Annotated in this window: 23 protein-coding genes and 1 pseudogene; 5 read left to right on the top strand and 19 right to left on the bottom strand. The window is 57.6% G+C overall.

Annotation, left to right across the window (positions count from 1 at the left end; genetic code table 11):
- Positions 1-734: 734 nt before the first annotated feature.
- From ACM43_RS15245 to ACM43_RS15190, 12 genes and pseudogenes are all read right to left on the bottom strand, one after another.
- Positions 735-1,511: pseudogene (locus ACM43_RS15245) on the bottom strand (methyl-accepting chemotaxis protein); the annotation flags it as partial.
- 46 nt (positions 1,512-1,557) lie between these two features.
- Entirely contained in the window at positions 1,558-2,508 is a 951-nt protein-coding gene (locus ACM43_RS15240) for an amidohydrolase family protein (protein WP_271540899.1), read from the bottom strand.
- A 174-nt stretch (positions 2,509-2,682) separates the two neighbouring features.
- Positions 2,683-3,558, bottom strand: coding sequence for a 3-keto-5-aminohexanoate cleavage protein (locus tag ACM43_RS15235; RefSeq protein WP_271540897.1), 876 nt, complete (start codon positions 3,556-3,558; stop codon positions 2,683-2,685).
- A 483-nt stretch (positions 3,559-4,041) separates the two neighbouring features.
- Positions 4,042-6,378 carry an amidase family protein gene (locus tag ACM43_RS15230; protein WP_271540895.1) on the bottom strand — a complete coding sequence of 779 codons (2,337 nt, stop codon included), beginning with the start codon at positions 6,376-6,378 and terminating at the stop codon, positions 4,042-4,044.
- 229 nt (positions 6,379-6,607) lie between these two features.
- Complete coding sequence (locus tag ACM43_RS15225; RefSeq protein ID WP_271540893.1) at positions 6,608-7,240, bottom strand: XRE family transcriptional regulator; 633 nt, start codon at positions 7,238-7,240, stop codon at positions 6,608-6,610.
- A gap of 135 nt (positions 7,241-7,375) precedes the next feature.
- Positions 7,376-8,224: an alpha/beta fold hydrolase gene (locus tag ACM43_RS15220; RefSeq protein WP_271540891.1), complete on the bottom strand. Its 849-nt coding sequence runs from the start codon at positions 8,222-8,224 to the stop codon at positions 7,376-7,378.
- A 47-nt stretch (positions 8,225-8,271) separates the two neighbouring features.
- Positions 8,272-9,033, bottom strand: a complete 762-nt coding sequence (locus ACM43_RS15215; RefSeq protein ID WP_271540890.1) for an ABC transporter permease — start codon at positions 9,031-9,033, stop codon at positions 8,272-8,274.
- Positions 9,030-9,833: an ABC transporter ATP-binding protein gene (locus tag ACM43_RS15210; protein ID WP_271540888.1), complete on the bottom strand. Its 804-nt coding sequence runs from the start codon at positions 9,831-9,833 to the stop codon at positions 9,030-9,032. Before ACM43_RS15210 ends, ACM43_RS15215 begins: the two co-directional genes overlap by 4 nt.
- 36 nt (positions 9,834-9,869) lie before the next feature.
- Positions 9,870-10,901: an ABC transporter substrate-binding protein gene (locus ACM43_RS15205; RefSeq protein ID WP_271540886.1), complete on the bottom strand. Its 1,032-nt coding sequence runs from the start codon at positions 10,899-10,901 to the stop codon at positions 9,870-9,872.
- 558 nt (positions 10,902-11,459) lie between these two features.
- Complete coding sequence (locus ACM43_RS15200) at positions 11,460-12,785, bottom strand: TRAP transporter large permease (protein ID WP_271540884.1); 1,326 nt, start codon at positions 12,783-12,785, stop codon at positions 11,460-11,462.
- The gene (locus tag ACM43_RS15195) at positions 12,782-13,357 is read right to left on the bottom strand and encodes a TRAP transporter small permease (protein WP_271540882.1); all 576 of its coding nucleotides are present in this window, start codon (positions 13,355-13,357) and stop codon (positions 12,782-12,784) included. Before ACM43_RS15195 ends, ACM43_RS15200 begins: the two co-directional genes overlap by 4 nt.
- A 97-nt stretch (positions 13,358-13,454) precedes the next feature.
- On the bottom strand, positions 13,455-14,474 hold the full coding sequence (locus ACM43_RS15190) for a TRAP transporter substrate-binding protein (protein ID WP_271540880.1): 1,020 nt from the start codon (positions 14,472-14,474) through the stop codon (positions 13,455-13,457).
- A gap of 941 nt (positions 14,475-15,415) precedes the next feature.
- On the opposite strand from ACM43_RS15190, the gene ACM43_RS15185 reads away from it, so the two are divergent.
- From ACM43_RS15185 to ACM43_RS15165, 5 genes are all read left to right on the top strand, one after another.
- Positions 15,416-16,378: an alpha/beta hydrolase gene (locus ACM43_RS15185; RefSeq protein ID WP_271540879.1), complete on the top strand. Its 963-nt coding sequence runs from the start codon at positions 15,416-15,418 to the stop codon at positions 16,376-16,378.
- A gap of 23 nt (positions 16,379-16,401) precedes the next feature.
- A complete protein-coding gene (locus tag ACM43_RS15180; RefSeq protein WP_271540877.1) occupies positions 16,402-17,106 on the top strand; it encodes an alpha/beta fold hydrolase in 705 nt (234 codons plus the stop codon).
- 547 nt (positions 17,107-17,653) lie between these two features.
- Positions 17,654-18,409 (top strand): LuxR family transcriptional regulator, encoded by a 756-nt coding sequence (locus tag ACM43_RS15175; RefSeq protein ID WP_442869311.1) that lies wholly within the window; start codon positions 17,654-17,656, stop codon positions 18,407-18,409.
- A 57-nt stretch (positions 18,410-18,466) separates the two neighbouring features.
- Complete coding sequence (locus ACM43_RS15170; RefSeq protein ID WP_271540873.1) at positions 18,467-19,099, top strand: acyl-homoserine-lactone synthase; 633 nt, start codon at positions 18,467-18,469, stop codon at positions 19,097-19,099.
- 75 nt (positions 19,100-19,174) lie between these two features.
- A complete protein-coding gene (locus ACM43_RS15165; RefSeq protein ID WP_271540871.1) occupies positions 19,175-20,131 on the top strand; it encodes a LysR family transcriptional regulator in 957 nt (318 codons plus the stop codon).
- Here ACM43_RS15165 and ACM43_RS15160 read toward each other — a convergent pair.
- The 7 genes from ACM43_RS15160 to trbJ all read right to left on the bottom strand — a co-directional run bounded on the left by ACM43_RS15160 (position 20,101) and on the right by trbJ (position 25,689).
- Entirely contained in the window at positions 20,101-20,343 is a 243-nt protein-coding gene (locus ACM43_RS15160; RefSeq protein ID WP_271540869.1) for a DUF2274 domain-containing protein, read from the bottom strand. The two genes, ACM43_RS15165 and ACM43_RS15160, sit on opposite strands and share 31 nt — an antisense overlap.
- Positions 20,344-20,347: 4 nt before the next feature.
- Complete coding sequence (locus ACM43_RS15155; RefSeq protein ID WP_271540867.1) at positions 20,348-21,559, bottom strand: TrbI/VirB10 family protein; 1,212 nt, start codon at positions 21,557-21,559, stop codon at positions 20,348-20,350.
- Entirely contained in the window at positions 21,556-22,581 is a 1,026-nt protein-coding gene (gene trbG / locus ACM43_RS15150) for a P-type conjugative transfer protein TrbG (protein WP_271540865.1), read from the bottom strand. Before trbG ends, ACM43_RS15155 begins: the two co-directional genes overlap by 4 nt.
- Positions 22,578-23,261, bottom strand: coding sequence for a conjugal transfer protein TrbF (trbF, locus tag ACM43_RS15145; RefSeq protein ID WP_271540863.1), 684 nt, complete (start codon positions 23,259-23,261; stop codon positions 22,578-22,580). Before trbF ends, trbG begins: the two co-directional genes overlap by 4 nt.
- Before the next feature lie 99 nt (positions 23,262-23,360).
- Positions 23,361-24,590 (bottom strand): P-type conjugative transfer protein TrbL, encoded by a 1,230-nt coding sequence (gene trbL, locus ACM43_RS15140; protein ID WP_271540860.1) that lies wholly within the window; start codon positions 24,588-24,590, stop codon positions 23,361-23,363.
- A complete protein-coding gene (trbK-alt, locus tag ACM43_RS15135) occupies positions 24,587-24,958 on the bottom strand; it encodes a putative entry exclusion protein TrbK-alt (protein WP_271540858.1) in 372 nt (123 codons plus the stop codon). Before trbK-alt ends, trbL begins: the two co-directional genes overlap by 4 nt.
- The gene (gene trbJ / locus ACM43_RS15130; RefSeq protein ID WP_271540959.1) at positions 24,958-25,689 is read right to left on the bottom strand and encodes a P-type conjugative transfer protein TrbJ; all 732 of its coding nucleotides are present in this window, start codon (positions 25,687-25,689) and stop codon (positions 24,958-24,960) included. The genes trbK-alt and trbJ overlap by 1 nt, the downstream gene beginning before the upstream one ends.
- Positions 25,690-25,725: the final 36 nt, after the last annotated feature.

Here is a 25,725-nt window from a genome sequence, read left to right as displayed (position 1 = left end):
CTCCTATATCGGTCAATTGTGGCAGGACTTCCGGTTTGCAGAGTAATCCACCAACTTTTACGAGTTTGCCCTGATCAGTATTGATGATTAAAACTTCTGCGCTCGGGCGCCGCTTGTGGTCCGCTAAATAGAAAGATTGTACGCCCATCGCACCTGTCTGCCCAAGCGCGGCTCATGCCAGCGCCAGATCGGGCGGACCTGCCATCCGAGCGAACCACAGCCACTTTTCCGGCATGACCAAAGTAGAACCCCAGATGACGAATTGCTTCCCGGTAGGTTGACCCGCAATCAGGCCATTGTTTCTGACCCAACTCTTCGACTGTCCTTCTTTGAGGAATACGCGAGATTACCGAAACGGGGGACACAGCTGCCTTCGTCACTCCAACCGGGTCACAGGACCCGCGCGTCTTCCGCAAGCGTGTGTGACCGATTGATTAGCTTGCGTCGATGGTAGCCACATAGTTGAACGTCTTGGCGAATTCTATCGCTCACCGAACGGACGCCGCGCTTTTTGCGCTTCCAGTTTCCTTCCAAGTCCGGCGGGACAGAGAAGCCTTGCGGAACGACCAAAAGATCGTGCCTTCCATTCAGATAGACGTCGTACATGCGGTCCCCTTCTCGCGCGCGCATCCTAAGCAAGGGCCCTAGAAGAACTTGAGGCCTCCAGCTGCGGTCGCCCGCGCGCAGCAGCTTCGACGTCTGGCCGTGCCACATGAGAATGCAGTTGGCTCTCATCAAGCGGCGCGAAAGTTCTCGATAAAGGCGTCGAGTTCCTTACGGAGCCGCTTGCTATCTACTGATAACGCTCCAGCCGAATTTAGTACTTCGTTGGATCCCGATCCGGTACTGCTTGCCCCGTGATTGACCTCAGTAATGTTGCCTGCCATTTCTTGCGTGCCTTGAGCCACGTTCCGCACATTGCAGGCGATCTCGTTCGTGGCCGCGCTTTGTTTCTCGACCGACAATGCGATAGTTGACGCGATCTGCGAGATATTGCCGATCGTGTTGCTAATCTCATTAATTGCCTAGACCGAGTCTTGGGTCGCCTCCTGCATACCATTGATGTGGGAGGAGATCTCTTCAGTGGCCCTTGCGGTCTGACTCGCTAGTGACTTCACCTCTAAGGCAACAACCGCAAAGCCACGCCCAGCCTCACCAGCGCGCGCGGACCCGATTGTCGCGTTCAGCGCCAGCAAGTCCGTTTGTTCCGCAATCTCGGTAATAATCTTGACAACGTCACCTATGCGTTGGGCTGCTTCCGAAAGCTTCATAATCTGATTGTCGGCCTTCTGAGGCTGCCTTACGGCACCCTCGGCCATTTTGTTAGACTCTTGCACGTGGCGGCCTATTTTATGAATCGACGCGGAAAGTTCTGTAGTCGGGAATGCCACTGATTGCACGTTCGTAGATGCCTCCGCTGAGCCTACTGCAACGCGGGCCGCTAAATCCTGTGAGATTTCTGCCGTCCGCGTAAGTGTCCCCGCAGCTGACTCCAACTGGATAGCTGAGCTAACCAGAGGCCAACAGTTCACAATTGGCTATAACCATTTCATCCAATTACCCGCCAAGGCGAAGAAGACGCTTAGCATTCTCCGAACAGATCTTCCTCTTATCCGGCTCGTTCAGCGCTACGCTCTCGATCCAATCGACACCTGCTCGGCTCGACGCGTACGGCCAGTCGACAGAAAACATAATTCGGTCGACGCCCAGTTCCTGAATGCAGCACAACAAAGCGGGGTCGGAAAAGAAGCCGCTCGTTGTCACGTAGAAATGCCGCGTAAAGAAATCACGAAAGTTCTTCATCGGTGTATCTCGTGAAAGCGCTTCATCAATTCGCGGCAGCAGAAAGGGAATCGCCTCGCCAAAATGGCCCAGGATGATCTTCATGGCGGGATATTTTTCGAGCGCCCCGCTCAACACTAGGCGCATTGCCTGAGTTCCAGTCTCGATCGTAAAGCCCCATGCGGCCCGTACAAACATCGGGTGCGAATGGGTGAAGTCCCCGAAATAGGTCTTGGTAACCGCGGGGTGAGGATCGGCAGGATGGATGTAGAGAGGAACGTCCAACTTTTCGGCAACTTCGAAGATGGGCCAAAATCTGCGATCATCGATAAACAAGTCGCCGGTCATGCCGTGGATTATGGCGCCTTTGTATCCAAGCTTTTCAATGCAACGGTCTAGTTCGCGCCATGCTGCGCCCGGGTCAGTTGTAGGAAGCGAAGCAAATGCAGCCAGCCGCTTTGGGTTGCCTCGCACAATCGCTGCGAGACGGTCGTTCACACGCATGGCAAGCTCGGCCGCAATGGACGCCTCAACTCCCTGAAGCCCCGGCGGCGCGTGCGATAGCACCTGCAAATCAATTCCAACTTCGTCCATCTCTTGGAGACGAATGTCGTCGAAATCTTCCAGCTTTTGGATCAAGGGTGACGATGATTGGATGGCAAGCCTGCAGGCGACCTCTCGGTCCAGATAATGCTCTTCGAGGGTTATGATCTCTCGTTTGGTCACCTGATTCTCCATCGGGCCTCGATCGCATTGGACGTCCTGTGCAACGTATCACCGCCTACCAGCAAGGGCGGCCTGAGTGGGGCGGATCTCAGAAAAATAAAATCAGACAACTCATGCCAGCCATCGTAAGCGCGATGGCGCGGAGTTTAGCTGTAATCGCGGCCTAAGGAGCAACTACTGGGCAAGCAACATCTTTCGGGCCTCGGCCGCAGAAGCGGGCCGCGATCCTTGTCTACTCACGATACGGGCTGCCTCTTCGACGAGTTGGGCGTTGCTCGAGGCGAGTTGACCCTTCGAGATGTAAAGGTTGTCCTCAAGACCCACTCGCACGTGCCCGCCGACTTCGCATGCCGCTGCGGCGATCTTGAACTGGTGATGCGAGATCCCGAAGGCGCTCCATCGCGCGTCGGCCGGAAGCATATCTCGCATGAGCTTGAGCACATCCGACTGGGCCGGTGCTCCCCAGGGAACTCCGAGACAGAACTGGAAGAATGCCGGGTTCTTTAGAACCCCTGTATCCAGCAAATGCTTGGCAAGCCGGATATGACCCAGATCGAAAACCTCTAGCTCAGGTTTGATGTTGGCCTCGGAAATGGTGCGCCCCATGAACTCAAGATCGGCCTGGAGGTTAACCATTGCGATCGCGCCAAAATTCAGCGTCGCCACGTCCAGGCTGCAAATTTCAGGCTTGAGTTTCAGGATGTGGTCCAACCGCTGCAGCGGCGTCATCGGAGGATTTACGCTTGGCGCCGGCCGGAGAACGGAGCCTTCCGCGGAGTAAAGCGACCCGGGCCCACTGGTCAGATTCAGCACCACGTCCACCTTCGATTCCCTGATGCGGTCGATGACTTCAGCGTAATGGCTAAATTCGACGGACGGAGCACCGCTCGCGGGATCGCGGACGTGAATATGCACCACGGCCGCTCCCGCCTTCGCGGCATCTATGGCCTGATCGGCAATCTGCTTTGGCGTCACAGGAACGGCGGGGCTCTTGCTGACACTGTCCCCCGCTCCCGTCAGAGCACAAGTGATGATTGTCGGCTCGGACATGTTGCTCGATCCAATCCGTGTTTACCGGCGCTCGGCATCGATTAGCACGAAGGCCATCCTATAAATCTGGTCTGAGCGACATCTGACAAACATTGATCGCCTGCGTCGGTGCCATCTGCGGGGTGACCTTGCAGTACGCCGGGACCGGTCCAGTAGCGAAAATCCCGTTGCATCTTTCACAGTGGCGCCAGCGACCGTCTTGCCGTTGACCGCTGAGCACGCTGCTCCGGCGTCGAGCACTGTGGGCAAACAGGGATTGGCGGAGGCTTCTTCAACCGCTGCCCGGGGCAGCGCTGTGCAAAGTGCTGCGGATCTCAAAAGCAAACGGCTCATTTTTCGTGTTCTCCTGTCGAAGCAAACTGCATGTAACGCAATTCCGACAAACGCAGCGCGCCACAAAGATTGAGCACACTCTTATACTCAGTTTCGGCGATCTTCGTTTCCGTTAGAAGAACGGTCAGGGTTTACCCCGCGCGTGTCCAACTAGGATTTCAGAGGACCGAAACTGGGCGGGGGGACGCGATGCATGGTGGCCGCTTCATACGAAGAGGCTACATTAAGAATGATATCTTCCTTACCCGGCTCGCAGCGAAACACGAGGGAGAATGGAAGGCCTGGCGCTGCCAGTTGAGTAGGAATGTGCGATGGAGCGGAGACATATTTCGAGCCATCGACTGACAGCTCGAAAACCGGATCATAGGTCGTGTTGACGTAGCCGGCCGGTACCAGCACCTCCGTAAGGCCGGCGTTCGGTCCGAACAAGGACTCCGGCACCATATTGGCCACGGTGTCGTACTGCTCCGGATGACCGATCAGGCCTGGAGCCCAAGGTGTGTGAAGCCTCACTAGAGCATCGAGCTTGTTCTCAAGAATCACCATCATGTCTACTCGGCGCAGCAGTTCACGGAGCATGATGCGCTCGTTCACCCCCTGGCGGCCATCTAGGGCGTTGCGCGGATCTCGAACCTCTTCCCAATTCTTAAACCAAGCTTTCTGATCGCTGCCCCAAAATTTCGATCGCGCATTGAGCGCGGCCCAGTCCGACAGGGTTTCCTCGTGCCCGAGAGACTTCCAGTCTGCAGCCCGCCGCAGCAGGTACTGGGAAATGTGGTAACGGAAGGTATTTGAAGGCTGTTGCGGCTGAATCGTTGCAATGTCCAGGTTCGAAGGCAGGTCGATCTGTCCTTCCGCCATCGCGACGAAGTAATCTATCGGCTTCAATTTGCCATCGCCGAAGACCTTTCCGGGCAGGAACTCGGTTGGCTCGATCTTCGCCTCGAAATCCTTGTAGAGCGGCGTACCGTCACGATCGAGCCGGAACAGGAGATCGGGCATGAAGAGTGGAATCAACTGCGCGAGCGCCCGGCGGAAATCGACCTTCATCTGCTCAAGGTCCGGATCGGGCTTCCAAAGCAAATCACCAGACTCGACTAGTGTCGCTCCGAGATGGGCGCCAAGCACTTCCTTGATTTCGCGTGTCGCAGCCTCGACAATGGGCCTTTCGGTCATGGATCCGGGCCTGACGACCATCGATTCTCGGATCACACCGATCCGCAATCCCCTCAGCGTGCCTTTGGTGCCGGGCGTCTTTACATGATCGGAATAACGCGTCGCAAGCACTGACGAACGCGGAACTGCGGTAAATGGGTCGCGAGGATCGTAGTATCCGTTGATTGGATCCTTCAATGCGTCGAGAATTTTTGCGCAGTCTTCAAGACGGCGCGCATGGATGCCCGTCCGATCACAATGAACATCCGCCCCGATGGCACCGCCGTGGAATCCAAGCATCGCCTTGTGCGGAAGAATGAGCGCAATTGCGTTGTGATTGGACGGGCCCCGGCAGGAGGCGCGCGTCTCCTCCCCGAGGCTCGCCATGCAGAGATTCGCTCCCACCGACACGCCAGAGCCCGAACTCGAACCAACTGAAGCAGCTCGCGTTGTATCGTAAGGGTTGGATGGGTTGCCGCCCCATGAACTGCGCTGATACCCGAGCGTTGACGGGAGCACACTTTCCGGCGTGTGCCGACCTCCGGGATCACCAACCCGGCCGTTATATTCGGTGTTGATCGCCTTGGCGAAAATGATGGCGCCCTTCTTGCGCAACTGGTCGACGAGGGTATGGTCGCGCGCCGGAAAATCCGCATCATAAGCCGCATCGGCGCCGCCCGTGGAGCGCATGTCCATAGTGTCGAACGGATCCTTGAACGAAAAGACGACACCGTACATCGGCATTTTTTCCAGATCGGGATTTGTCCCGTACTGCGCATCCAACTCCGCCGCGCGCTCTAGCGCGTCTGGGAAATGCCTAAAATGCTCGCAGATCGGCGGCGCGCCCTTCGGAAGCGGCCCCAGCGAAGGATGGAGGTCGAAGTCGCCTTTGCACGTTACCGATCTTTCGCCGCGAATATTGAACGTACCAATTGCATTCACCTGCCCGGCATTCGGCTTTCCGACGATCATGCCATACTGCTGCATGACCATCGGGTCCGATGCGGTCGATTCCATTCGTCCATACTCGATCGCCGGCCCGCGATACTTGTCGAAATCCGGGAGCACGTCGGTTACCTTGACGGTTTCGGTCGGGAACTCAAGTGCCGCACCCGCCCGAACCGCCCCCGTCGCCTTCGGAACGGGCGCACCATCCTCGGTGACGAGCAGGCTGCAAACCCCGTTATAGGCTTTTGCCCTATCGATATAGGCCTGCACCACCTGCACGACCGTTGTTCTACCAGACCGGATTGCATCGTGCAGATCGGCGATGGTCGCCTCCTCAATCTGAAACGGCCCCCCGACTTCGTTCTTCGTGATCCGCATGTTCATTCTTTTTCTCCAGAAAGTCGGCGCACGTTGCTTTGGACACTGGCGACAGGCAGTTGCAACAAAACGATCCGGCCAACTATGGCCCTCAGTTTGTTTCCGATAGGAAACACAGTCTCCTGGCGATGTAAATACAGTTTCTTATAGGAAACGGACTTTTTTTAGCTATGGCGAATTCTGCGTAGGCCTGCCACCGCGCACACAGCTGTCGGTTTCGATGAATGGAAAGGCGTTAGCCGCGGCGACGCCAAACCAGAAGCACCTCACAGTCGGCACCATCCAGAGCTTCGTAGAAATGAGGTATCGTGCTTGAAAAGTGAATCGTGTCTTCCGGATCCAGGACAATGCTCTCTCGTCCTTGCATGCGGATCTGCAGACGTCCCCTAATCACGTACACCAACTCGTTTCCGGCATGCGCCATCAACTTGCGATGCTCATCGGCGATCTGCGCCGGAAATATCTGCCTGAGAACCACCACATCTGACTTATTGCGTCCGAACAGGATTTTGTGGCTGACGGTCGGGTGCTGCACGTTCTCTTGATCCTGCAGACGCAGCACGTTAACAAATTGCTTCGATTTCTCCCGACCTGCATCGTAGAACCATTCCGGCGAGTGTCCGAGCGATTTCAGAAGGCGAGAATAAAGATCGACGGTCGGAACCATCTTGTTATTCTCTATTTTCGAGATCGTGGAGATCGCTAACCCGCTCTCTTCGGCGAGGTGACGGACCGACCAACCACGAGCAAGCCGGTCCTTCCGTAACTGGGCACCTTGTACCGAAGTCGCGACTTGGTCCTTCGCCGCGGCACTGGCCTTCTTTCGGCGAGACGTTGTTTTAGCAGGTTTGAGCTTTGTCTTGACCAACGGGATGCACCTCAACGAACTTAGCAACGTTAGCACTCGCTAAGGCTGGCTGTCGACCTTTCGATGAACAATCGGCGAATTCGGGCATCCCTGGTCGTGATATCTCCTCCACATCGAGGTAGACCGTTATGAACTTCATCCCGGATCGATCGCTGAGCGCAGTGGCGTGTGTTCATCCAGCCATCCGCGCAGGGCTTTCATGAAGCGCTCCGGTTCTTCCATAAGGAAAAAATGACTCGAGTTCTTAAACTCGTCCCATTGGCCTTGGGGCAGCCTGTCGATCATCCACTTTGTAGCGATGGGTCCACAAATCGGGTCCAAGCCGCCAGACATGACAAGCGTAGGACACCGAATATTTGAAAGTTCGACGAGAAAGTCAAACTCACGGGCGGCATCGTTGGTGCGGACGTAGCACGCCGGCTTGGCGGCCGTACTCGCCATAAGGCTCTCGATATGAAGAATCTTCTCCGGGTTTTCATTGTAGAACTTTGGCGACACAAAGTACGGTACAGAATGGCGGCTCCAATCCATCCACGAGTTGCGCCATGACAGAGCGTCGAGCATGTTCTCCATGCAACGAACGCCCAGCGGGTCAAGTTTGGCGCCTGACGCTATTAGTACAAGCGATTGCACCAATTGCGGTCGCCTGACGGCGATGACTTGGCCGATGGCACCGCCTAAAGATCTCCCGACGACGTGGCACCGACGAATATCAAGTTTTTCGAGTAGCCCAATAAAGTCTTCAGCAAGTTCATGAACCGTGACCGGCTCGTCGCGCTGCGTGCTTTTCCCTGCTCCACGTGTATCAGGTGCCAGAATACGGAAGCCGTTCTTCAATTGATCGATCTGCGGCTTCCAAGCCGTGTGATCGCCCGCCAGGCCGTGCAGGAATAGCACTGGAAATCCAACTCCGGTGTCCAGATAGAATATATCCTGTCGTCCGATGTTAGCGGTAACACCGAGAAAATTGGCTTGGTTCATCATCGCGCACCCTCGGTCGATGTTTCGATGGTCAACGCTTGCTGTCGACTCTATTGCCAGGCGAGGAGTGCACGCTCGATCCTGTTCATGAAGCTCGTCGTACAAAGACCAAGCACGGCAAGCAGCGCCAACAAAGCCATGACGCCATCCGTGTTGAAGGTCGATTGCAGATAGGCCAGCGTCTGACCAAGCCCGTGCTCGGCGGCAATCAGTTCAGCACCCACGACACCCAGCAATGCGAAGATGAGACCAAGTCGAAGACCTGAGAAAATCACCGGAACAGCCGAAGGCATGGTGACCTTGAGAAATATCTGTGCAGGTGTAGCGCCGAGAGCGCGCGACAGGATTAAGTGATCAGAGTTCACGCTGCGAATTCCGGCCACCGTGGCGGAAAGCACAATGAAGAACGTCAGACTGATGCCTACCGCTATCTTGGAGCCGATGCCCAACCCAAACCACAGCAGGAACAGAGGTGCCAATGCTATACGCGGCATCGCGTTGAAGAACGTCAGATACGGTTCGGCAACTCGATTCAATCGCGGCAGCATTGTAAATACCAATCCCACTGCCGTCGCCGCCACGGCTCCACCCACGAACGAGAGCGCAGCACCCATCAACGTATACCCGAGTTCCAGCCAGAGCTGGCCGTCGATGTAAAAGCCACGCCACAGATATGAGGCTATGCCCAAAGGACGACCGAAGAAGGTGGCATCGAGCCATCCTTGCTGGGCTGAGTATTCCCAAAAGCCAACGACTATGAGGATAAATGCGGCGTGGGCGGACGCACGTAGAGCCTTCTCGGCCGACATCATATTTGCGCCCCTTGCTCGAGGAGTGTCCACAGCCGTGAATATATCTCGTGAAACTTCGGCTCGCGTTGAAGCGCGCGAACTTTTCGAGGTCGAGGAAGGTCGATAGTCATATCGGCGACAATCCGACCTGGTCGCGGACTCATAGCTATCACTCTGTCAGACATGGTAATGGCTTCAGAGAGATCGTGAGTAACGAATAGAACGGTACGTCGGCGCTCGGACCACAAGCTTAGCAGGACCTCCTCGAGTTGCAGCTTGGTTTGTACGTCAAGGGCGCCAAACGGCTCATCCATCAGCAACACCGGACTGTCGAGGGCAAACGTTCGTGCGAGAGCGCAGCGCTGGCGCATGCCGTGAGATAATGATTTTGGATAATGACCGACGAACGAGCCGAGGCCGACTATCTGCAAGAGCTCGCGAGCACGCTCCTCCCTTTCCAGTCGATCCACTCCCCTGACCTCCATGCCGTAAGCAGCGTTGCCCAATGCCGTGCGCCACGGCAGCAAGCTATCACGTGCGAGCATGTAAGCCACATCGCGGTTTCCGGAAACAGGTGGGCGACCAAGTATGAAAGCATTGCCTTCACCTGCGGCAGGCATGAGTCCAGCCAACAAGTTCAGTATGGTGGTCTTTCCACAACCACTCGGTCCGACGAAGGAAACGAATTGGCCCGCGAAGACCTCCAGGCTTACGTTGTCCACCGCAAGAGTACCGTCGTCTCGCCCGAACTTGATGGTCAGTTCTCGCAACGCAATCGCCGGCGCCGGCTGCGCTGCCGCGATCCTGATTTTGCTGTCCATTTCGGCCGCCGGCTTTGTAGCGTATGCCATTGGATCCTACGGTGCTTTCTCATAAGGAATAAGAGATGCGTCGAAAGGCATATCGAGCTGCTTCATGATGAGGAGAAAATTCGCGACGGCCGCAAGTGCAGGGCGGTTTAACCCGATCTTGTAGCCAGGCAGCAATGAACGCAGGGCCGCAATCGCAACCTCGCGCCCTTTTGGCATGTCAAATTTGAAGTAGGACTCGCTGATCGCCAGCACTTCGTCGAAGTTAGCTGGATCCTGAACGAACTCCTCTGCTTCTTTTCCTGCGGCGATCAGCGCGTCTATCACACGCGCCCTCTCCTGGACCGTATCCTGAGTTGCGACCAGAATGCTTGCGGCTCCACTGGTATCGAAGATTTCCTTGGGCTCAGGTGACGTCGCGCCTCGATAAATGACCTTGCAAGCTTCTGTGACTTCACAAAGCGCACCCGAGGGCTCGTACGTGATCGACGCATCGACCTGCCTTGAAATGAGCGCACCATGTGAGGTGTTCGGGGCTCCGACGGCCACGAACGTGAAATCTGCTGCCTTCATTCCCGCTTTCTGGGCAAGGAACACGAACTGCAACTCGGCATCGGTCCCACGCGACGGCACGCCTATCTTCTTTCCCTTGAGATCCCACATGAGAGCCGGATAGCCCTTTTCTGCACTAGGCGTAGGCACATCGTTGCGGGCGGCGATCAACAGGATGCTTCTCGTGGCACCGCTTCCAATCGCTTTCAATCGGGCGCCCTTGACCATGGCATTGATCTGAACGGACGGCGGAAACAGCCCAACATCGATACTGTTTGCAAGCAACGCCTGTGCTCCGAGGGGAGCCGCCGGGATCGATGTCAGTTGGCAATCGAGTCCCCGCTTCTTGCAGAACCCTTTACGGATCGCGATCCGGTAAAGCAGATTTCCAATCCCGGGATAGTCCTGAATTCGCACCAATTCTTCCTTGCCCTGTGCAGAGGCGTGCGACGGCAAACAGCAGATCGACAGGCCCGCCGTCGCAGCCAGAACAAGTCCAAAGCCTGCACTTAAAACTTTATCTGACATTGACCCACCTCCTTGCGCGCAAATTGCTTTTGTCTTTATCGATAAGTTTCCCATAGGAAACGCCTTCTGGCAAGGGGCGTAACGATAAATGTCGCGCGTCAAGCGAAGCGGCTTGCGCGACTAGTAGATTCTTGCCTCGCCGGCCGGCGAGGTGACAGCTTTCGTAGGGGGCGATGCCCGCGGGGCCAGCCAGCTATCGCGAGCGTCGGAGCCTCTCTGAAGGATCTCTCTGGTGAAATGGCATGCCCTATCCTTGGGGGACGCCTTTGGATGTATCGACGCAACCATTCAGCATGATGTTATTAGCGATGCGCGACCGCTTCTACCGAGTCCAATGCCAGGATTCGACGACACCATGCTTTTCCAGATCGGGCACGAACACTGCATGGCGCCTGCCGAGACCGGAGCCTAGTAAGGGTCACGTTTAGCCAAGATCATGAGGCCAGTCTGGCGAACGGTCTGGCGTAGTTCCCTGCAGTCCGCCAGTTCTGAGTGATGGTGCGATACCACTTAAGCCCGCCGGTGAATTGGCTGATCAAGCGTGACCCACCTCAAAGACTAGAGCATGCCCAGCATGCGCGGCAGCCACAGCGAGAGCTCCGGCACATAGGTCACGACGCCGAGGAAGATCAGCATGGTTACCAGCCACGGCCACACTGCGATCGTCAGTTCGGTGATGCCCATCTTGGCGATCCCGGAGGCAACGTAGAGATTGAGACCGACCGGCGGGTGGCACATACCGACCTCCATGTTGACCACCATCAGGATGCCGAGATGCACCGGATGAATGCCGAGCTTGACCGCGACCGGAAACAGGATCGGCGCCATGATCAGCACGATGGAGGATGCCTCCATCACGTTGCCGGCGAGCAGCAGCAGCACGTTGACGATCAACAGGAAGATGATCCAGTCGACACCAACCGAGGTGATCCAGGCCGCGATCTGCTGCGGAATGTTCTCGTTGGCCATCAGGAACGAGAATAGCACGGCGTTGGTGATGATGTAGAGGATCATCGCGCTCATATTGGCCGAGCCGAGCAGCACCTTCGGCACGTCCTTCAGCGACATATCGTGATAGACGAACACCGCGATGACGAAGGCGTAGACCGCACTGACGGCGGCCGCTTCGGTGGGCGTAAACAGGCCGGCATAGATGCCGCCGAGCACGATCAGGATCAGCAGCAGGCCCCAGACGCATTTGCGGAAGGCGGTGAACCGCTCGCTCCAGCTCGCCTTCGGCAGCCGCGGATAGTCGTTGCGCCAGGCGCGGTAGAAGGTGGTCACCCCGAGCAGCGTCGCCAGCATCAGGCCAGGGATGACGCCGGCCATGAACATCTGGCCCACGGAAGCCGACGACACCCGGTGGCCGGCAGGATCGAGCGCGATACTGCCGCCCGTGGCGACGCAATAGATCACCATCACGATCGACGGCGGGATCAGGATGCCGAGCGCGCCCGACGTGGTGATGACCCCGGCACCGAAACGCTTGGGGAAGCCTTGCTTCACCATTGCCGGCATCATGATCGAGCCGATGGCGATCACGGTCGCGGGCGAGGATCCAGACACCGCGGCGAACAGCGCGCACGCCATCACGCCCGCGAGCCCGAGCCCGCCATACCAATGTCCGACCATCGAGGTGGCGAAGTTGATCATTCGCCGCGCCACGCCGCCATGTGTCAGGAAATTGCCGGCGAGGATGAAGAACGGGATCGCCATGATCTCGAAATTGTCGATGCCGGTGAACAGCTTCAGCGCCACCGACTCGGTCGGCACGTTGGTCATCGTGTAGATGAAGGTGAGCACCGTGAGGCCGAGGGCGATCGAGATCGGCATGCCGGTCAGCATCAGGGCAATCAGTAGGCCGAAGATGATGAGGCTGGTCATCGCGTCACCTCCGACACGCCGGCGCCGGGCGCATCGACCTCGACGCCCTCGACATGGGCGTGGTCATGGTGCGGCAATTCACCGGTCCTGAAATAGGCGTACGCGACCTGCAGGAAGCGGAAGCACATCAGGTAGGAACCGAGCGGAATGCAGAGATAGACGAACCAGCTCGGAATCTCGAGATCGGGCGACACCTGGTCGGTGTGCATCAGGCCCCAGACGAACTTGGCGCCCATGGTGCCGATCACCGCGGTAAAGAAGGCGCCGCAGAGCAGGCCGAACAGCACGATCGCATTCTTCCACAGCGATTTGAGCTGGTTGACCAGGACGTCGACGCCGACATGAATGCCTGTCCGCACGCCGTAGGCCGCACCGAACTTGGCGACCCATACGAACATGTAGATGCAGAGCTCCTGCGCCCAGGACAGGTTGATCGGGAATAGGAGCGGATAGAGGAAGGGGATGCCGATCAGGTATCGATGCATAACCGCGACGAAGATCAACAGCGTCGCCGCCGCCATCAACGTCGCGATCAGTATCTCTTCGAGTCGGTCGAGTATACGCAGCAGCATCAAAACTTCCCCTCACGGCCGGATCGCGCCGCGCCGTACCCTTTCCGGCGGCCGCTCCGGCCGCCGGCCATCTCAATTGCGGTTTCAGCGCGTCCGTTCAGTTCATCGGGCTGCGGCCCGTCTCCTTCAGGAATTCGTCGATCAAGGGCTGACCGACCCGCGATGCGACGTCCTTGTAGACCGGCATCATCGCCTTGCGCATCGCTTCATCCTGCTCGGGCGTCAGCTTGACGATTTCGCTCTTGCCGCTCTTCTTGATCTCGGCGAGCGCGTCCTCGTTCTCCTTGGCCGACTGGCCGTTGCCGTAGGCGGTGGCTTCCTTCATCGCCTTGTCGAGCTGCTCGCGGACGTCGGCCGGCAGCCCGTCCCAGAACTTCTTGTTCACGACCACGACATAGCCGATATAGCCGTGGTTGGTCTCGGTGACGTACTTCTGCACCTCGTTCATTTTCTGGGTGTAGATATTCGACCAGGTGTTCTCCTGGCCGTCCACGACGCCGGTCTGCAGCGCCTGATACACTTCCGAGAAGGCCATGACCTGCGGCACCGCGCCGAGCGAGCGGAACTGGGCTTCCAGTACCTTGGACGACTGGATGCGGAACTTGAGGCCTTTGTGATCCGCCGGCGCCACCAGCTTCTTGTTGGCGCTCATCTGCTTGAAGCCGTTGTCCCAGTAGGCAAGCCCGGTCATCCCCTTCGGCTCGAGCAGCTTCAAGAGCTTCGCGCCGAGCGGACCGTCGGTCACCTTTCGCAGCGTCTTCAGGTCAGGCAGGATGTACGGGAGGTCAAACACCTCGAACTCCTTGACGCCGATCGGCCCGAACTTCGAGTTCGAGGGCGCGAGCATCTGCACGGCGCCGAGTTGTAGCGCTTCAAGCTCTTCCTTGTCCTTGTAGAGTTGCGAGTTCGGATAGACCTCGACCTTGACCTTGCCGTTCGTGTACTTCTCGGCGAGTTCCTTGAACTTCTCGGCCGCCAGTCCCTTCGGCGTATTGGCCGCCACCACATGGCTGAACTTGATCACGATCGGCGATTGCGCTCCAGCCTGATCAACCAGGATGGAACCCGCTATGTTAAAAGCGGCGATTGATGCCGCTGCCAAAATCAATTTACGCATAGTTATGCCGCAACGCATTTAGCTGAATCCATGAGGCAGATTGACCAGATTGCAAAATGCATAGTTGTGCTTCGTGCGGGCACGACTCATAGTCTTGCGCATGCGAGGTATCCAATAGGCCCGTCCTATCATCTCTATTACTCATTTCTGGATTGCTTATAGTCGCCAACGTCTTTCCATCGGGCGACTCGCCACGAGGTATTGCCGGAGATGCTCGGCGGCATTTTTTCGATGCCCGCCTTTCAGAGATACGCCGCCTGCCTTCCTTCGGCGCTCGGCAATCGCGTTTTAATACTGGACCCACTCCTCGTCGTTAGTGGGAATAAAGGCGTCGGCCATTCCAAACTTTCTCAACGTCAGCTCTGCCGTGGCACCTGGGTCCAAGCACAACGAGTTTGAGCTGCGCCCATCTGGGGAAAATCGCATTGTCCACTCTACCTATCAGTTATTGCAATCCACCTCTGGAGCCTGGTGATCAGCACGGCTTTACATCGATAACAATCGAGCGATTCCGCCGCTGCGGCGAACTGCACCTTCAGTTTCCCATAGGAAACGGCCGGTTGCAAACTCTTTTTGCTCCGCTGTAATATTGGAGGCAGGGCCTCACTCAGGGGTAATTTATACTAACGCTGTATAGCCGGTACCTTGACTGCGCACTGCGCCCCCATCATCGACGAAAAAGCACCTGCGCCCGCGCGGTAAAAACTGAGCGAGACAATCGAGAATCCTAAAGCCTCGAAAAATGTATTTGACATTTTCCGATAGGAAACATCATATGCAAGGCGACTTTTTCCAATTACGGCACATGTAGACTGCCGAAGAAGTTGTGCTCACAAACTGTTCGCGACCACGTCACGGCAGATTAAGCCCGCTTCGGACTGAAAATGAGCCGCTGAGCCTGTGGCTGCTCTGAGTCTCAACCTCCAAAGATGGTGCAACGGATGCGACAAATCCTATTAATTATCGGCTTGCTACTTGCATGGAGCGTAGGGGCAACCGCGCAGGTTTCTAACTTGCCGCAAGACCTTCGGCTTACGCTCGAGCAGATCGGCTCTCGCTTCCAGTCAGATCTTGCGACGCACATTCCGGCAACGCTGCGAGCATTCCAGCCGGTGCTAAAAGCCGCACCAAAGGAAGGCATAATTGTAACAAGAGATGAGGCCTACGGCCCAGCTAGTAAGCAAGTTCTGGATGTCTATCAGCCGGCGAATGCTAAAAGTGCGCCCGTACTAATTTTCCTGCATGGCGGAGCCCATGTCTTTGGTGACAAGAATGGATACGGTGAGATCTACGGCAACGTAGGTTACTGGTTTGCGCGGAACGGCGTGCTGACCCTCAACGCCACTTATCGACTTGCACCAGAAGCGATGTGGCCCAGTGGGGCTGAGGATATTGACGCGATGATCAAGTGGGCCCGCGACAACGTTGCCAGATTCGGGGGCGATCCTACCAAGATCACCCTAATGGGCCATTCAGCAGGTGCTACTCATGTTGCCAGTTACATATTTGACAAGTCACTCCAACCGGTCACGGGACCGGGATTAGTCGCCGCGGTGCTGATTAGCGGTCGATATCGATTAAACTTTGAACCTGGCGAGCCAAATGCCAAAAATGCTCAAGCCTATTTCGGAACAGACGGAACCAAATACCTGACTCGATCACCACTTACGCATGTTCCCGACAGTCCAAAGATTCCAGTATTGATCGGAATTGCGGAATTCGAAAACCCGACGATCGATAAACTTGGTGCAGAATTGTTTTTGGCTATTTGCCAGCGGGATGGCAATTGCCCCCGGTTTATTCGCCTTTTAGGGCACAATCATATGTCCGAAATAGCCGCCTTTAATACTCCGGATGAGCAGCTTGGGCGCGAGATCCTCGACTTCATTCGCGCCATTCATTAGCAAAAACGTCGGAAGGAATACGCGTGGACCCTGTCGTGATGATACCAGGATTGGGCAGCGATGGAGCTGTCTGGCAACCGACCATTGACTTGCTTTCTCCCGATGTCGAATGCCAGGTCGGTGATACGCTATCCGACGACAGTTTGCCCGGCATGGCGGCGCGTATTCTGAAGCACGCGCCTCCAAAGTTTGCGCTCGCTGGCGTTTCGATGGGCGGCATGGTCGCATTGGAGATCATGCGAGTGGCGGCGGATCGCGTCGCTCGACTGTTCCTATGCGATACCAATGCCCGGCCAGACACGCCCGAGCAAACTACGAGGCGGCGAAGCGCTAACGCAGCCATGCTAGCGACTGACGATTTGGCAGCACTGGCGGCGCCCAGCATCGCTTGTATGGTTCATCCGAAAGCAGATCTACGGGTACGGGACGCCTTGTTGCAAATGACCCTGCGCGTCGGCGCTGCCACATATGTCCGGCAAAACGAAGCCGTAATGGCCCGGCGTGATTTACTTTCGGTCCTGACCACCATTGCCGTTCCAACAATGGTTGTTGTTGGCGCGGACGACCGGATGACACCTCCAGCATTTTCCCAGGCCATCAGCGAAGCAGTGAGTGGAGCGACGATCCGCGTCATTCCTGAATGCGGACACTTGCCGCCTATAGAAAAGCCAACTGCTGTTGCTCGCCTCATTCGCGAGTGGCTCCAAGGCGGACGGAGCCCGCAATAACAGTCCATCAAAAGGCCCGACGAAAGAACGATGCGCGCGGTTTCTCGCGATCGTGGTGCCGCTAACGGCTACGCCGGACACGCGAGGGCTGAGCGATGTCGCATTCTCTCGGAAATGCTCTCAGCTTGGTTTTGCATGAAAAACTTGACCCGCTCAAGCTCTTCGGACCGATTGCTGGCGCATAGAAGATTTTCTCCCATGCACTACAAGCACAGCGGCCTACATCTCGCGACGATCGCCGATGTTGGCTCGCACAACATCACAGTCTCTTTCGATTCAGGCCGATCCGGCTGCAATCGCTGGCGGCTGCGATGCGATGAACGCGGGCGTGGCTATAGCCAGTACGCTCACGGTCCTCGAGTCCATGGCAATGGGCCTGGAGGCAAGCTTTCCACATCGCGGCGCGGCGCGCGCGTCTGCATGGCCTCACTGCATTGAGCCTCTCTCCTGCCTCGTGGATACCAGCACGATTTGCGGGCTATAAACTTAATGGTGGGCCGGAGCCTAGTGTTACATGCTAGTTGTGGAACATAGAGCAGACCGCCGATTGCATCGCATCTTTCAAAGCTTCATAGACCGCCTGTTGACGGCAGACGATCTTGAGGAGTTTTCCAAAGTAATGGCGGACGCAGCGAGCGCTTTGGACCTATCTTATTTCGCCTATCTCGCTCCTCAGAGCTCAATAAATGATACGCCGCGCCTAATCTCAACATATCCTTCCCGATGGACCGCTCATTATTTGCGATGTAGATATCAAAGTATCGATCCGGTTATCCGACAGGTACTTCAGACTCCCGAACCGTTTCACTGGGGAGTTGATTTTCCATTGAGAGTCGCTTCTACGGCGGAGCGACAACTTCTCGAGGAAGCGGCTTATTTCGGAATCCGATTTGGCTTTACGGTGCCGATTTACGATGGGGAGGATCCAGTCGCTGCGCTAACGTTTGCCGCTGACCAGAAACGGTCGCAGTTCGACAAGTTCGTTGATACCCACGCGCGCGCTCTTCAGCTTTTAGCGATGTACTTCCACGCTCACGTCAGCCGGAAGTTCGCAAACGAGCGCATTTTTGCTGCAACGCGCTTGTCTCCCCGAGAAGTTGAATGCTTGGAGTGGGCTTCACAAGGAAAAAGCGCCTGGGAAATTGGATGCATTCTCGGCATCTCCCGCAACACAGTTACGTCCTATCTTGAGAATGCGAAGGAAAAGCTCGGCGTTCGGACGGTCGTTCAAGCGGCGATGCTTCTGGCCACTACAAACAAAAAAAGCAAAATTAGGACATCCAGCCCCCGCAACTGCAGGTGATGATCTGGATCTGCAATCGCGCTTCAAGAGAGATACTGAGCTCTTTTGGAGGCAACCATGATTCAGTTGATCGAACCCTCTGCCTATGGGGAGTTTTCCGGCACGCTTATTGAAATGCACCGGTTGCGGCACCGGGTTTTCAAGCTCCGCATGGCGTGGAACGTTCAAAGCAGTGGGGACCTGGAGGCTGATGATTATGACGCCTTGCTTCCAACTTACCTAGTCCAAATCTCCCACAGCGGCCAAGTGCAGGGTTCCGTTCGCCTCCTCCCCAGCCTTGGGCCGACCATGCTTCGCGATACCTTTACGGCGCTCCTCGAAGGTCAACCCGCGCCCTCAGCCCATCAGGTTTGGGAAAGTAGTCGATTCGCAATCGACGTTACTGCTGATGCTCCGAAGGGAGATCACGGCATCACTCGGGCCACTTACGAGTTGTTTGCCGGCATGGTCGAGTTTGGCCTTTCACGACAACTCACTGATATCGTCACAGTGACAGACGTCCGAATGGAAAGAATCCTTCGGCGAGCCGGCTGGCCCCTGCGACGCATCGGCAATCCTTCCACAGTTGGCAACACCTTGGCCGTGGCGGGCTACCTTCCGATTTCGACTCAAATTCTCTCCCGCCTTCGTGAGGCCGGCGGACTCGCGGCGCCGGTTCTTTGGACTCCAGTAATCTTGACTGCCGCCTAGTCGAACGGGAAACTTTCTCGCCCCATCCGGCGAGGAAGGCCAGCGTCTTGCGATTCACCAGCGAGCAACGAACACATGGCTGAAGTTGAGATTAGGAACGATCGGCGGAACGCAGCGAGAGCTGTTGACCTGCAACAGCTTCGATTAGCGGTTCTCGCTTGCGACTATGGAAGCTTTCGACAGGCCGCGGAAGCACTTTCGATCAAGCACACCGCCTTCAGCCGCTCTATCGGCCAACTCGAGTATCTGGTGGGGACTTCACTTTTTGAGCGCTCAAGCGGGGGAATCAAACCGACTCTGGCTGGCCAAGCAGTACTGCGAATTGCACGGCTGATTTTAGAACAAGTAGATACACTTATCGACGCTGGACAATCCAGTGGTCGCGGCGAATCTGGTCACCTTGTGATGGGCTTCTGCACGTCCATTTCGGCCGGGAATTTGCGAGCTAGCTTGGGAGAGTTCAAGAGGCGACTCCCGCTGATCGAATTGGCAACGATGGAACGCTCTCGCCTGCGGCTCATGACTGCCCTTCGTAACGGCGCGCTCGACCTAGTTGTCAGCCCCGGACGGCTGCTTTCAAAGGACACCAAAGCACTACCGCTCTGGAGCGAGCGCATCCTGATCTCGTTACCTCAGGATCACAGGTTGGCCGCAAGCGAGATCGTGCACTGGACCGATCTGCGCAACGAAACGATCCTTCTAAGTCAGTATGATCCTGGACGAGAGCTCGAGGATCTCTTGATCTCGAAGCTCGCACTTCCTGAGGACCGCCCTAAGATCGAACGCCACGACGTTAGCCGAGGCATCATCAAGAGCCTGGTAAGCATGGGCATGGGGCTCAGCCTCGTGATGGAATCGGATATAGGAGCGAGCTTTGCCGGCTTAGTCTATCGAGAACTCCAGGACGGAACGGGACCGAGCCGCTTGGATTTCCACGCGCACTGGCGCGACGACAATGAAAACCCGGTTCTGAAACGCTTCCTCAACCTGTTAGCGGAACGCTATCCCTCACCTCCGTCGGTTGGGGAATGATCGGTTCGTCTCGCCTTTGCAAACCCGCGGTCCGTGGCCATAAAGCGCGCAAGCATGGGCGGGATCAGCTTTGCCGGATCGATGCGCTGCCCACTTTCGCGTGCCAAAGCCTCTGCATAAGCGACGAGATCCCGATGCACTGCTGCTGGAAGCTCAGTGGTGACCTTGACGGGCTTGTCGTCGGGCAGTGCTCCTATTCTAAGCTTGGGCATAGCGTTAGCCTCTATATGGCGCAAGTATTAGATCACGATTGACGAGAACGCGGACCGGGAAACCAGGTCGTACGGTCAAAGTAGGCTGGATGTTGAGACTGCGTCGAACCACCTGCTGCCCGGTTTGGTTTAATGAGTCGGAGGCGCCGTGTCGCAATGCCTGGATGATGGCGCTGTCGTTGCTATTGGTGTCCGAGCCAGCACCTAGTTCGGTCCCGACGGCAAGAAACGTCGATAGTGCCGCAGCCTTGAATAGCTCACCCCAGTGATTGTCGACCTCGTCTTCGAGGCCTGCATACCCTGCGGTGTCGGCGCCAGGTTGCCGCTCGAGAACGATAGAACGTCCATTCGGCATGATCAGCCGGGTCCAGACGAGCAGAACACGGGACTGGCCGAAAGTTACCTGGCTATCGTAGACTCCGATCAGACGCGCTCCCTGGGGCACAAGCAGAAAGCGACCGGTCGGCGTGTCAAAAACATTCTCGGTTACCTGCGCGGTAATTTGGCCTGGCAGGTCCGATCGGACCCCGGTGATGAGCGCCCCTGGAATCACCGTGCCAGCCTGCACGATGTATGGTGAAGCGGGCCTGGTGACACGGTCAGGGCTTACCGTGCGACGGTCCACAGAGGCGTTCACGAAGGCAAGCTTGCGGTTCTGAGCGTTTTGAGCGGATCCATCGTCGCCGGTGCTCATTGCGCCCGGCGGTACAGCGTGCTCGCTTCCAATAGCCGCAGCGGCGGACGGACGAATTTCTCGCCCATTAGTCGAAGCGAACAAACGACTGATGCGGGCTGCTTCGGTTTCTTGATCCCGGCGCTGTTGGTCCGCATCAGCGCCGCTCGTCGGCGACTGGCCTTGGGCTACAAGGATCGGCCGACCGAGGTCCCCGGGAAGCGGCGGCCCCAGTTGCGGGATTGGCTGGCGTGGAATGCCAGCGTAGTCCTTCGGCAGCGCCGTAATACCGTCGGCGACATTGTGATGGCCAGTACTGTAAAGCTCATCGGCCGCCTGGTCTCGAGGGCGATTCTTCTGTAGCGACCACAGCACAGCTCCGCCGATGACAAGCAGGGCGACCGCGCTCACTCCGGCCAGTACTTTCCGTGACAACCGTGTCACGCGCGGGTGTTCCGCTCGCAAGCGGAAGCTCCTGGACTGATCCTCTTGTGTCTCAGGCAGAGCCGCTTGCTCCTGATCGTTTCCATTCCGGGTGTTCATGACGATGGCCTCCCGTCGGTCCGGACAATACGGACCTTCTGCTGGTGCTTGCCGCCAAGCCGCAGTTCGGCGGCAGCAAACAGCCGATCGACGATCAATACGTTGCCATAAGCGCGATAGTTGACGAGTTCGGTCTTGCCGTCCGGGCCGATGACGAAGAGCGGAGGCATCTCGCCCTGCACGATGCCTTGCGGGAATTCGACATAGACCTTGCGGCCATCGTCATATGCGGCGAGCGGCCGCCAGGGAGGACTGTCGCCTTCGATGGCATAGCGGGAGATACGCTGGGCCGGATCCGGCAGAACGGGTTTCAGATCAACTGATCCGGATCGTTCGCGCGTTGTTTCCGGATAGTACCAGGCAACAGACGGCATGTATGGCCGCTCGCGGGAGCGGAGCTCGATCAGGTAGGTGCGCCGGTCAGTATTGACCACCAGATTGGTCTCGATCGAAGCTCGGGTCGGCTTGACCAGGATATGGACGCGCCGTGTGTCGCCGCTCCCGCTCTCGGTATCGCCCACGACCCAGCGTACGGTATCCCCAGCCGCGATCGGCCCTGATCCCGTCAACTGCTCGCCTTCCTCTAGTGCGATATCCGTGATCTGCCCCGGCGCGGCGTAAATCTGATAGAGCGCCCCGGGACTGTAGGCGTAGATTTGCGCCGCGTTGAAGTACCCCCGCCTGCGCGGTTCTACCCGGGCTGCGCTGTTTGCGGTGTCAACCCGGCTCACGGGCTCAGCGTCTTCCTTCCCTCCCACCTTGCCGCCGAGAGCCGGCTTCCAGAGAGGTGGAACGTGAAGCGGTCGCGATCTGTCGTCGAGACCTACTGGCGTCGCCGGTAACGGAGGCACTTCGGCGTCATAGCTGATCTCCGGCGGAATGTAGGTCGCGCACCCGCCGAGCGCCGAGGAACCGACCAGGAGAGCAAACAGAATTGCTCGCTTCGCGGACGTGAATTCCGGCAGTGCCGAATTGTGCGGGATAGGGCGGTTCAAATGAACGTCATGCGGCGTCTTGGTCACTGACTCAACTCCTTTGACCAGTTGATGGCGCGGACGTAGACGCCAAGGGGATTCTTGCGCAGGCGTTCGGCATCGCGGGGTGTCTCGATCACGATCGAGAGGATTGCAGTCCAGCGCTCGGTCGAACTCAGCGAGCCGTTGTCGTAGGTGCGCTGGGTCCACGCGACCCGAAAGCTTTCCGACGACGCGCGAATGACGCTCGATACGTCGACTGAGATTTGCGCCTTACCCAGCTTGGCAAAGGGATCATTGTTGCGCGCGTAGTCGTTGAGCGCAGCCGCGCCACGATCCGTCGTAAAATCATAGGCCCGGAGCCAATTTTGGCGCAGAACGATGCCGTCGGCCGGCAGCCCTCTGACGTCCTCGATAAAGCGCGCCAGATGGTAGGCGATCTGAGCGTCAGTCGGTTGATAGTCGATGTTGGCTGGCGCGACCCTTTGGGCTTGGCCGAGATGATCGACTTCGACTACCCACGGCGTGATCGAGCCTTGGCTCGCTTGCCAGACCAACCCACCAGCGAGACCGGCTGATAACATGAGGCAGCCGAACGCCATCAGGCGCCAGTTTTTGGCTTGCACGCGGGCGGATCCAATGCGTTCGTCCCAGACCTGCGCTGCTTTCTGATACGGTGTGACCGGTTCGAGCATGCGCCCATAATGAACGGAAGTTCGTTTGAACATCGATGGTTGCCTCTGGTGTCGAGTGATTGGTTTCGAGTTGTGCGGTGTCCGCGTTTCAGTCGCTCGCGCAGCGGGTGGCGAAGGCGCAGTGGCCACGTGTCAGCGCTTTCCTTCAGACAAATCGACCGAAGAGCCGCCGCCACCCTGATCGCCCGAGCGGACCGCGTGGCCGGCTGCCGACGCGCCGTGCCGAATAGTCTCGGCACGCTTCATGCGGCGCGCCCAATCGGGCTGCCCTTCGGCCGAAGTGCTCGCGGCCCGCGCGCCGGCGTCTCCACCTCCGCCGAGCGCAGCTGCTGCGCGACGCAACGGGCTCATTGCAGCCGAACTACCAGCCTCCGCGACCCCAACAAGGCCACCACTTCGATACGCTGCGGATGCGCCGCTCACGATAGCCGCGCCACCGCGTGAGGCGCCTGCCATGGCGCCGCCAGCGAGGCCAGCACCGCCGGCGGCAAGACCTGCGCCCGCCGCAACAATACCTCCGGCAGCAAGGCCTGTTCCAATCGCCGCGCCGGCGCCGAGCTGCGGTCCGCCCGACACCAGGCCGTTTGCGATACCCGGACCGAAGATACCGAGGCCCAGCAAGGAGAGCGCTGCAAGTACCAGTGTCATCGCGTCTTCGATTGTTGGCTGATTACCACCAAAGCCAGCGGTGAACCGAGAGAACAGGGTCGATCCAATCCCGACGATGACGGCCAGGACCAGGACCTTGATTCCTGAAGAGACGACGTTGCCCAGGACCCGCTCGGCCGCGAAGGCGGTCTTGCCAAACAACCCAAACGGAATGAGCACGAAGCCGGCCAACGTTGTGAGCTTGAACTCGATCAGGGTGACAAAGAGCTGGATTGCCAAAATGAAGAAGGCGAGCAACACCACGACCCAGGCGAACAGGAGAACGACGATCTGGACGAAATTCTCGAAGAAGCTGATGTAGCCCATCAGGTTGGAGATCGAATCGAGCAGCGGTCGGCCGGCGTCGAGTCCGACTTGAGCTATCTTTCCTGGCCTTAGGAAATCGGCCGCGGATAGGCTCGCGCCGGATGCTTTCAGCCCAAGGCCAGCAAAGCTCTCGAAGACGATCCGCGCCAGGCTGTTCCAGTTCCCGATGAGGTAAGCGAAAACCCCCACGAAGAGCGTCTTCTTGACAAGACGTGCGATGATGTCCTCGTCAGGTCCCCAGCTCCAGAACAATGCGGCGAGCGTGATGTCGATCGCAGCAAGGGTCGTTGCGAGATATCCGACATCGCTACCGAGCAGCCCAAAGCCGTTGTCGATATAGCGCGTGAACGTTTCCAGGAATTGGTCGATGATCCCCGTACCAGTCATGGCTTGCTAGCCTCGGGTGTCGCCGGTTGCGGATATCCTTGCGGGATTCGGCTCTGATCCTTTGGGACGGGCACCAACCCCGCGGCGGGATCTTCTTGGCCAGGAACCGCAACACCAGTTTTCTTGGCCAAAAAGCGTCGCCGGTTTTCAGCCCAGATCTGCCTGCAATGCTGATAACCTGCCGCTTCCTCCGCAGTGACGCCGCGGCAGCGTGCGAGGTCCGAGCTGATTGCATCAGTCGTCTGCTCCGCCTTCTGCGGCCGCGGAGCATCCTCTCCACCGCGAAGCTGAATCGTGCAGGCAGTGACGACCAACACGCCGATTGTAGTAAGCAGCGACAACGCCTTGAATGCCGGTATGTCGGTCATTAGTGGAACATCTGCACGTTGGATGATTGATAGCCCTGCCCCGGTGTCAGGAACCTCCGAAGCTGTTCTCGTCCCTGATCCTGGGCCGAGGCGCGCTGAGCCGCTTCAAGACTCTGCGCCCGACCTTGTGCCGTCACGACCGCGGTGAGGTCGGCGAGCTGCTGCGCGTTCAGCGCGAGAATCTGATTACCGGCTTGCGTCACCTGCAGAGCGCCGCTTGCGCCTTGGCTAGACGCTACGAGCGCGGAAGTCTGGATACGATTGGTGTCGAGGTTGCCAACGATGCCCGCCTGGACGCGAAGCGCGTCTTGCGTTGCCGCATAGGAATTTTGCCACCGCGATTGAGCGTTGGCGACCAGGACCTGGCTCGACTGGCTGCCAGCGGCCGGCGCGTAGCTCGTCGAGAACGCGCGGTCGATCTGCTGGACGTCGTAGGCAATGCGCTGGGCCTGGGCCAGCAATTGCTGAGTCCGTTGGATCGAGGCTTGCAGTTGCTGCAGCGACGAATACGGCAGGCTTGCCAGATTCTTGGCCTGATTGATCAGCATCTGGGCCTCGTTCTGCAACGAGGTGATCTGATTGTTGATCTGCTGCAGTTCCCGCGCGGCCGTCAGGACATTCTGAACGTAGTTGTTGGGATCAAAGACGATCCACTGGGCCCGCGCAGATACCGTGACGCCAAGCATCAGCGCGACGGTGCCAGCGGCCACCAAGAGGCCATGACGCGTCATAGGGGTTTCTCCAAATTGACGAGATTGGGGATCAGA

Source organism: Bradyrhizobium sp. CCBAU 45321 (assembly GCF_028128975.1).
Taxonomy (GTDB): Bacteria; Pseudomonadota; Alphaproteobacteria; order Rhizobiales; family Xanthobacteraceae; genus Bradyrhizobium; species Bradyrhizobium yuanmingense.
This window is presented reverse-complemented; position numbering and strand designations above follow the sequence as displayed.

What these genes read in the sequence shown, in the direction of transcription:
- ACM43_RS15190 (WP_271540880.1), bottom strand. Translation starts at nt 14,474, where the DNA reads ATGCGTAAATTGATTTTGGCAGCGGCATCAATCGCCGCTTTTAACATA.
- trbJ (WP_271540959.1), bottom strand. Translation starts at nt 25,689, where the DNA reads ATGACGCGTCATGGCCTCTTGGTGGCCGCTGGCACCGTCGCGCTGATG.
- trbL (WP_271540860.1), bottom strand. Translation starts at nt 24,590, where the DNA reads ATGACTGGTACGGGGATCATCGACCAATTCCTGGAAACGTTCACGCGC.
- ACM43_RS15195 (WP_271540882.1), bottom strand. Translation starts at nt 13,357, where the DNA reads ATGCTGCTGCGTATACTCGACCGACTCGAAGAGATACTGATCGCGACG.
- ACM43_RS15205 (WP_271540886.1), bottom strand. Translation starts at nt 10,901, where the DNA reads ATGTCAGATAAAGTTTTAAGTGCAGGCTTTGGACTTGTTCTGGCTGCG.
- ACM43_RS15210 (WP_271540888.1), bottom strand. Translation starts at nt 9,833, where the DNA reads ATGGACAGCAAAATCAGGATCGCGGCAGCGCAGCCGGCGCCGGCGATT.
- ACM43_RS15160 (WP_271540869.1), bottom strand. Translation starts at nt 20,343, where the DNA reads ATGCCCAAGCTTAGAATAGGAGCACTGCCCGACGACAAGCCCGTCAAG.
- ACM43_RS15165 (WP_271540871.1), top strand. Translation starts at nt 19,175, where the DNA reads ATGGCTGAAGTTGAGATTAGGAACGATCGGCGGAACGCAGCGAGAGCT.
- trbK-alt (WP_271540858.1), bottom strand. Translation starts at nt 24,958, where the DNA reads ATGACCGACATACCGGCATTCAAGGCGTTGTCGCTGCTTACTACAATC.
- ACM43_RS15155 (WP_271540867.1), bottom strand. Translation starts at nt 21,559, where the DNA reads ATGAACACCCGGAATGGAAACGATCAGGAGCAAGCGGCTCTGCCTGAG.
- ACM43_RS15185 (WP_271540879.1), top strand. Translation starts at nt 15,416, where the DNA reads ATGCGACAAATCCTATTAATTATCGGCTTGCTACTTGCATGGAGCGTA.
- ACM43_RS15235 (WP_271540897.1), bottom strand. Translation starts at nt 3,558, where the DNA reads ATGTCCGAGCCGACAATCATCACTTGTGCTCTGACGGGAGCGGGGGAC.
- trbF (WP_271540863.1), bottom strand. Translation starts at nt 23,261, where the DNA reads ATGTTCAAACGAACTTCCGTTCATTATGGGCGCATGCTCGAACCGGTC.
- ACM43_RS15200 (WP_271540884.1), bottom strand. Translation starts at nt 12,785, where the DNA reads ATGACCAGCCTCATCATCTTCGGCCTACTGATTGCCCTGATGCTGACC.
- ACM43_RS15170 (WP_271540873.1), top strand. Translation starts at nt 18,467, where the DNA reads ATGATTCAGTTGATCGAACCCTCTGCCTATGGGGAGTTTTCCGGCACG.
- ACM43_RS15215 (WP_271540890.1), bottom strand. Translation starts at nt 9,033, where the DNA reads ATGATGTCGGCCGAGAAGGCTCTACGTGCGTCCGCCCACGCCGCATTT.
- ACM43_RS15230 (WP_271540895.1), bottom strand. Translation starts at nt 6,378, where the DNA reads ATGAACATGCGGATCACGAAGAACGAAGTCGGGGGGCCGTTTCAGATT.
- ACM43_RS15220 (WP_271540891.1), bottom strand. Translation starts at nt 8,224, where the DNA reads ATGATGAACCAAGCCAATTTTCTCGGTGTTACCGCTAACATCGGACGA.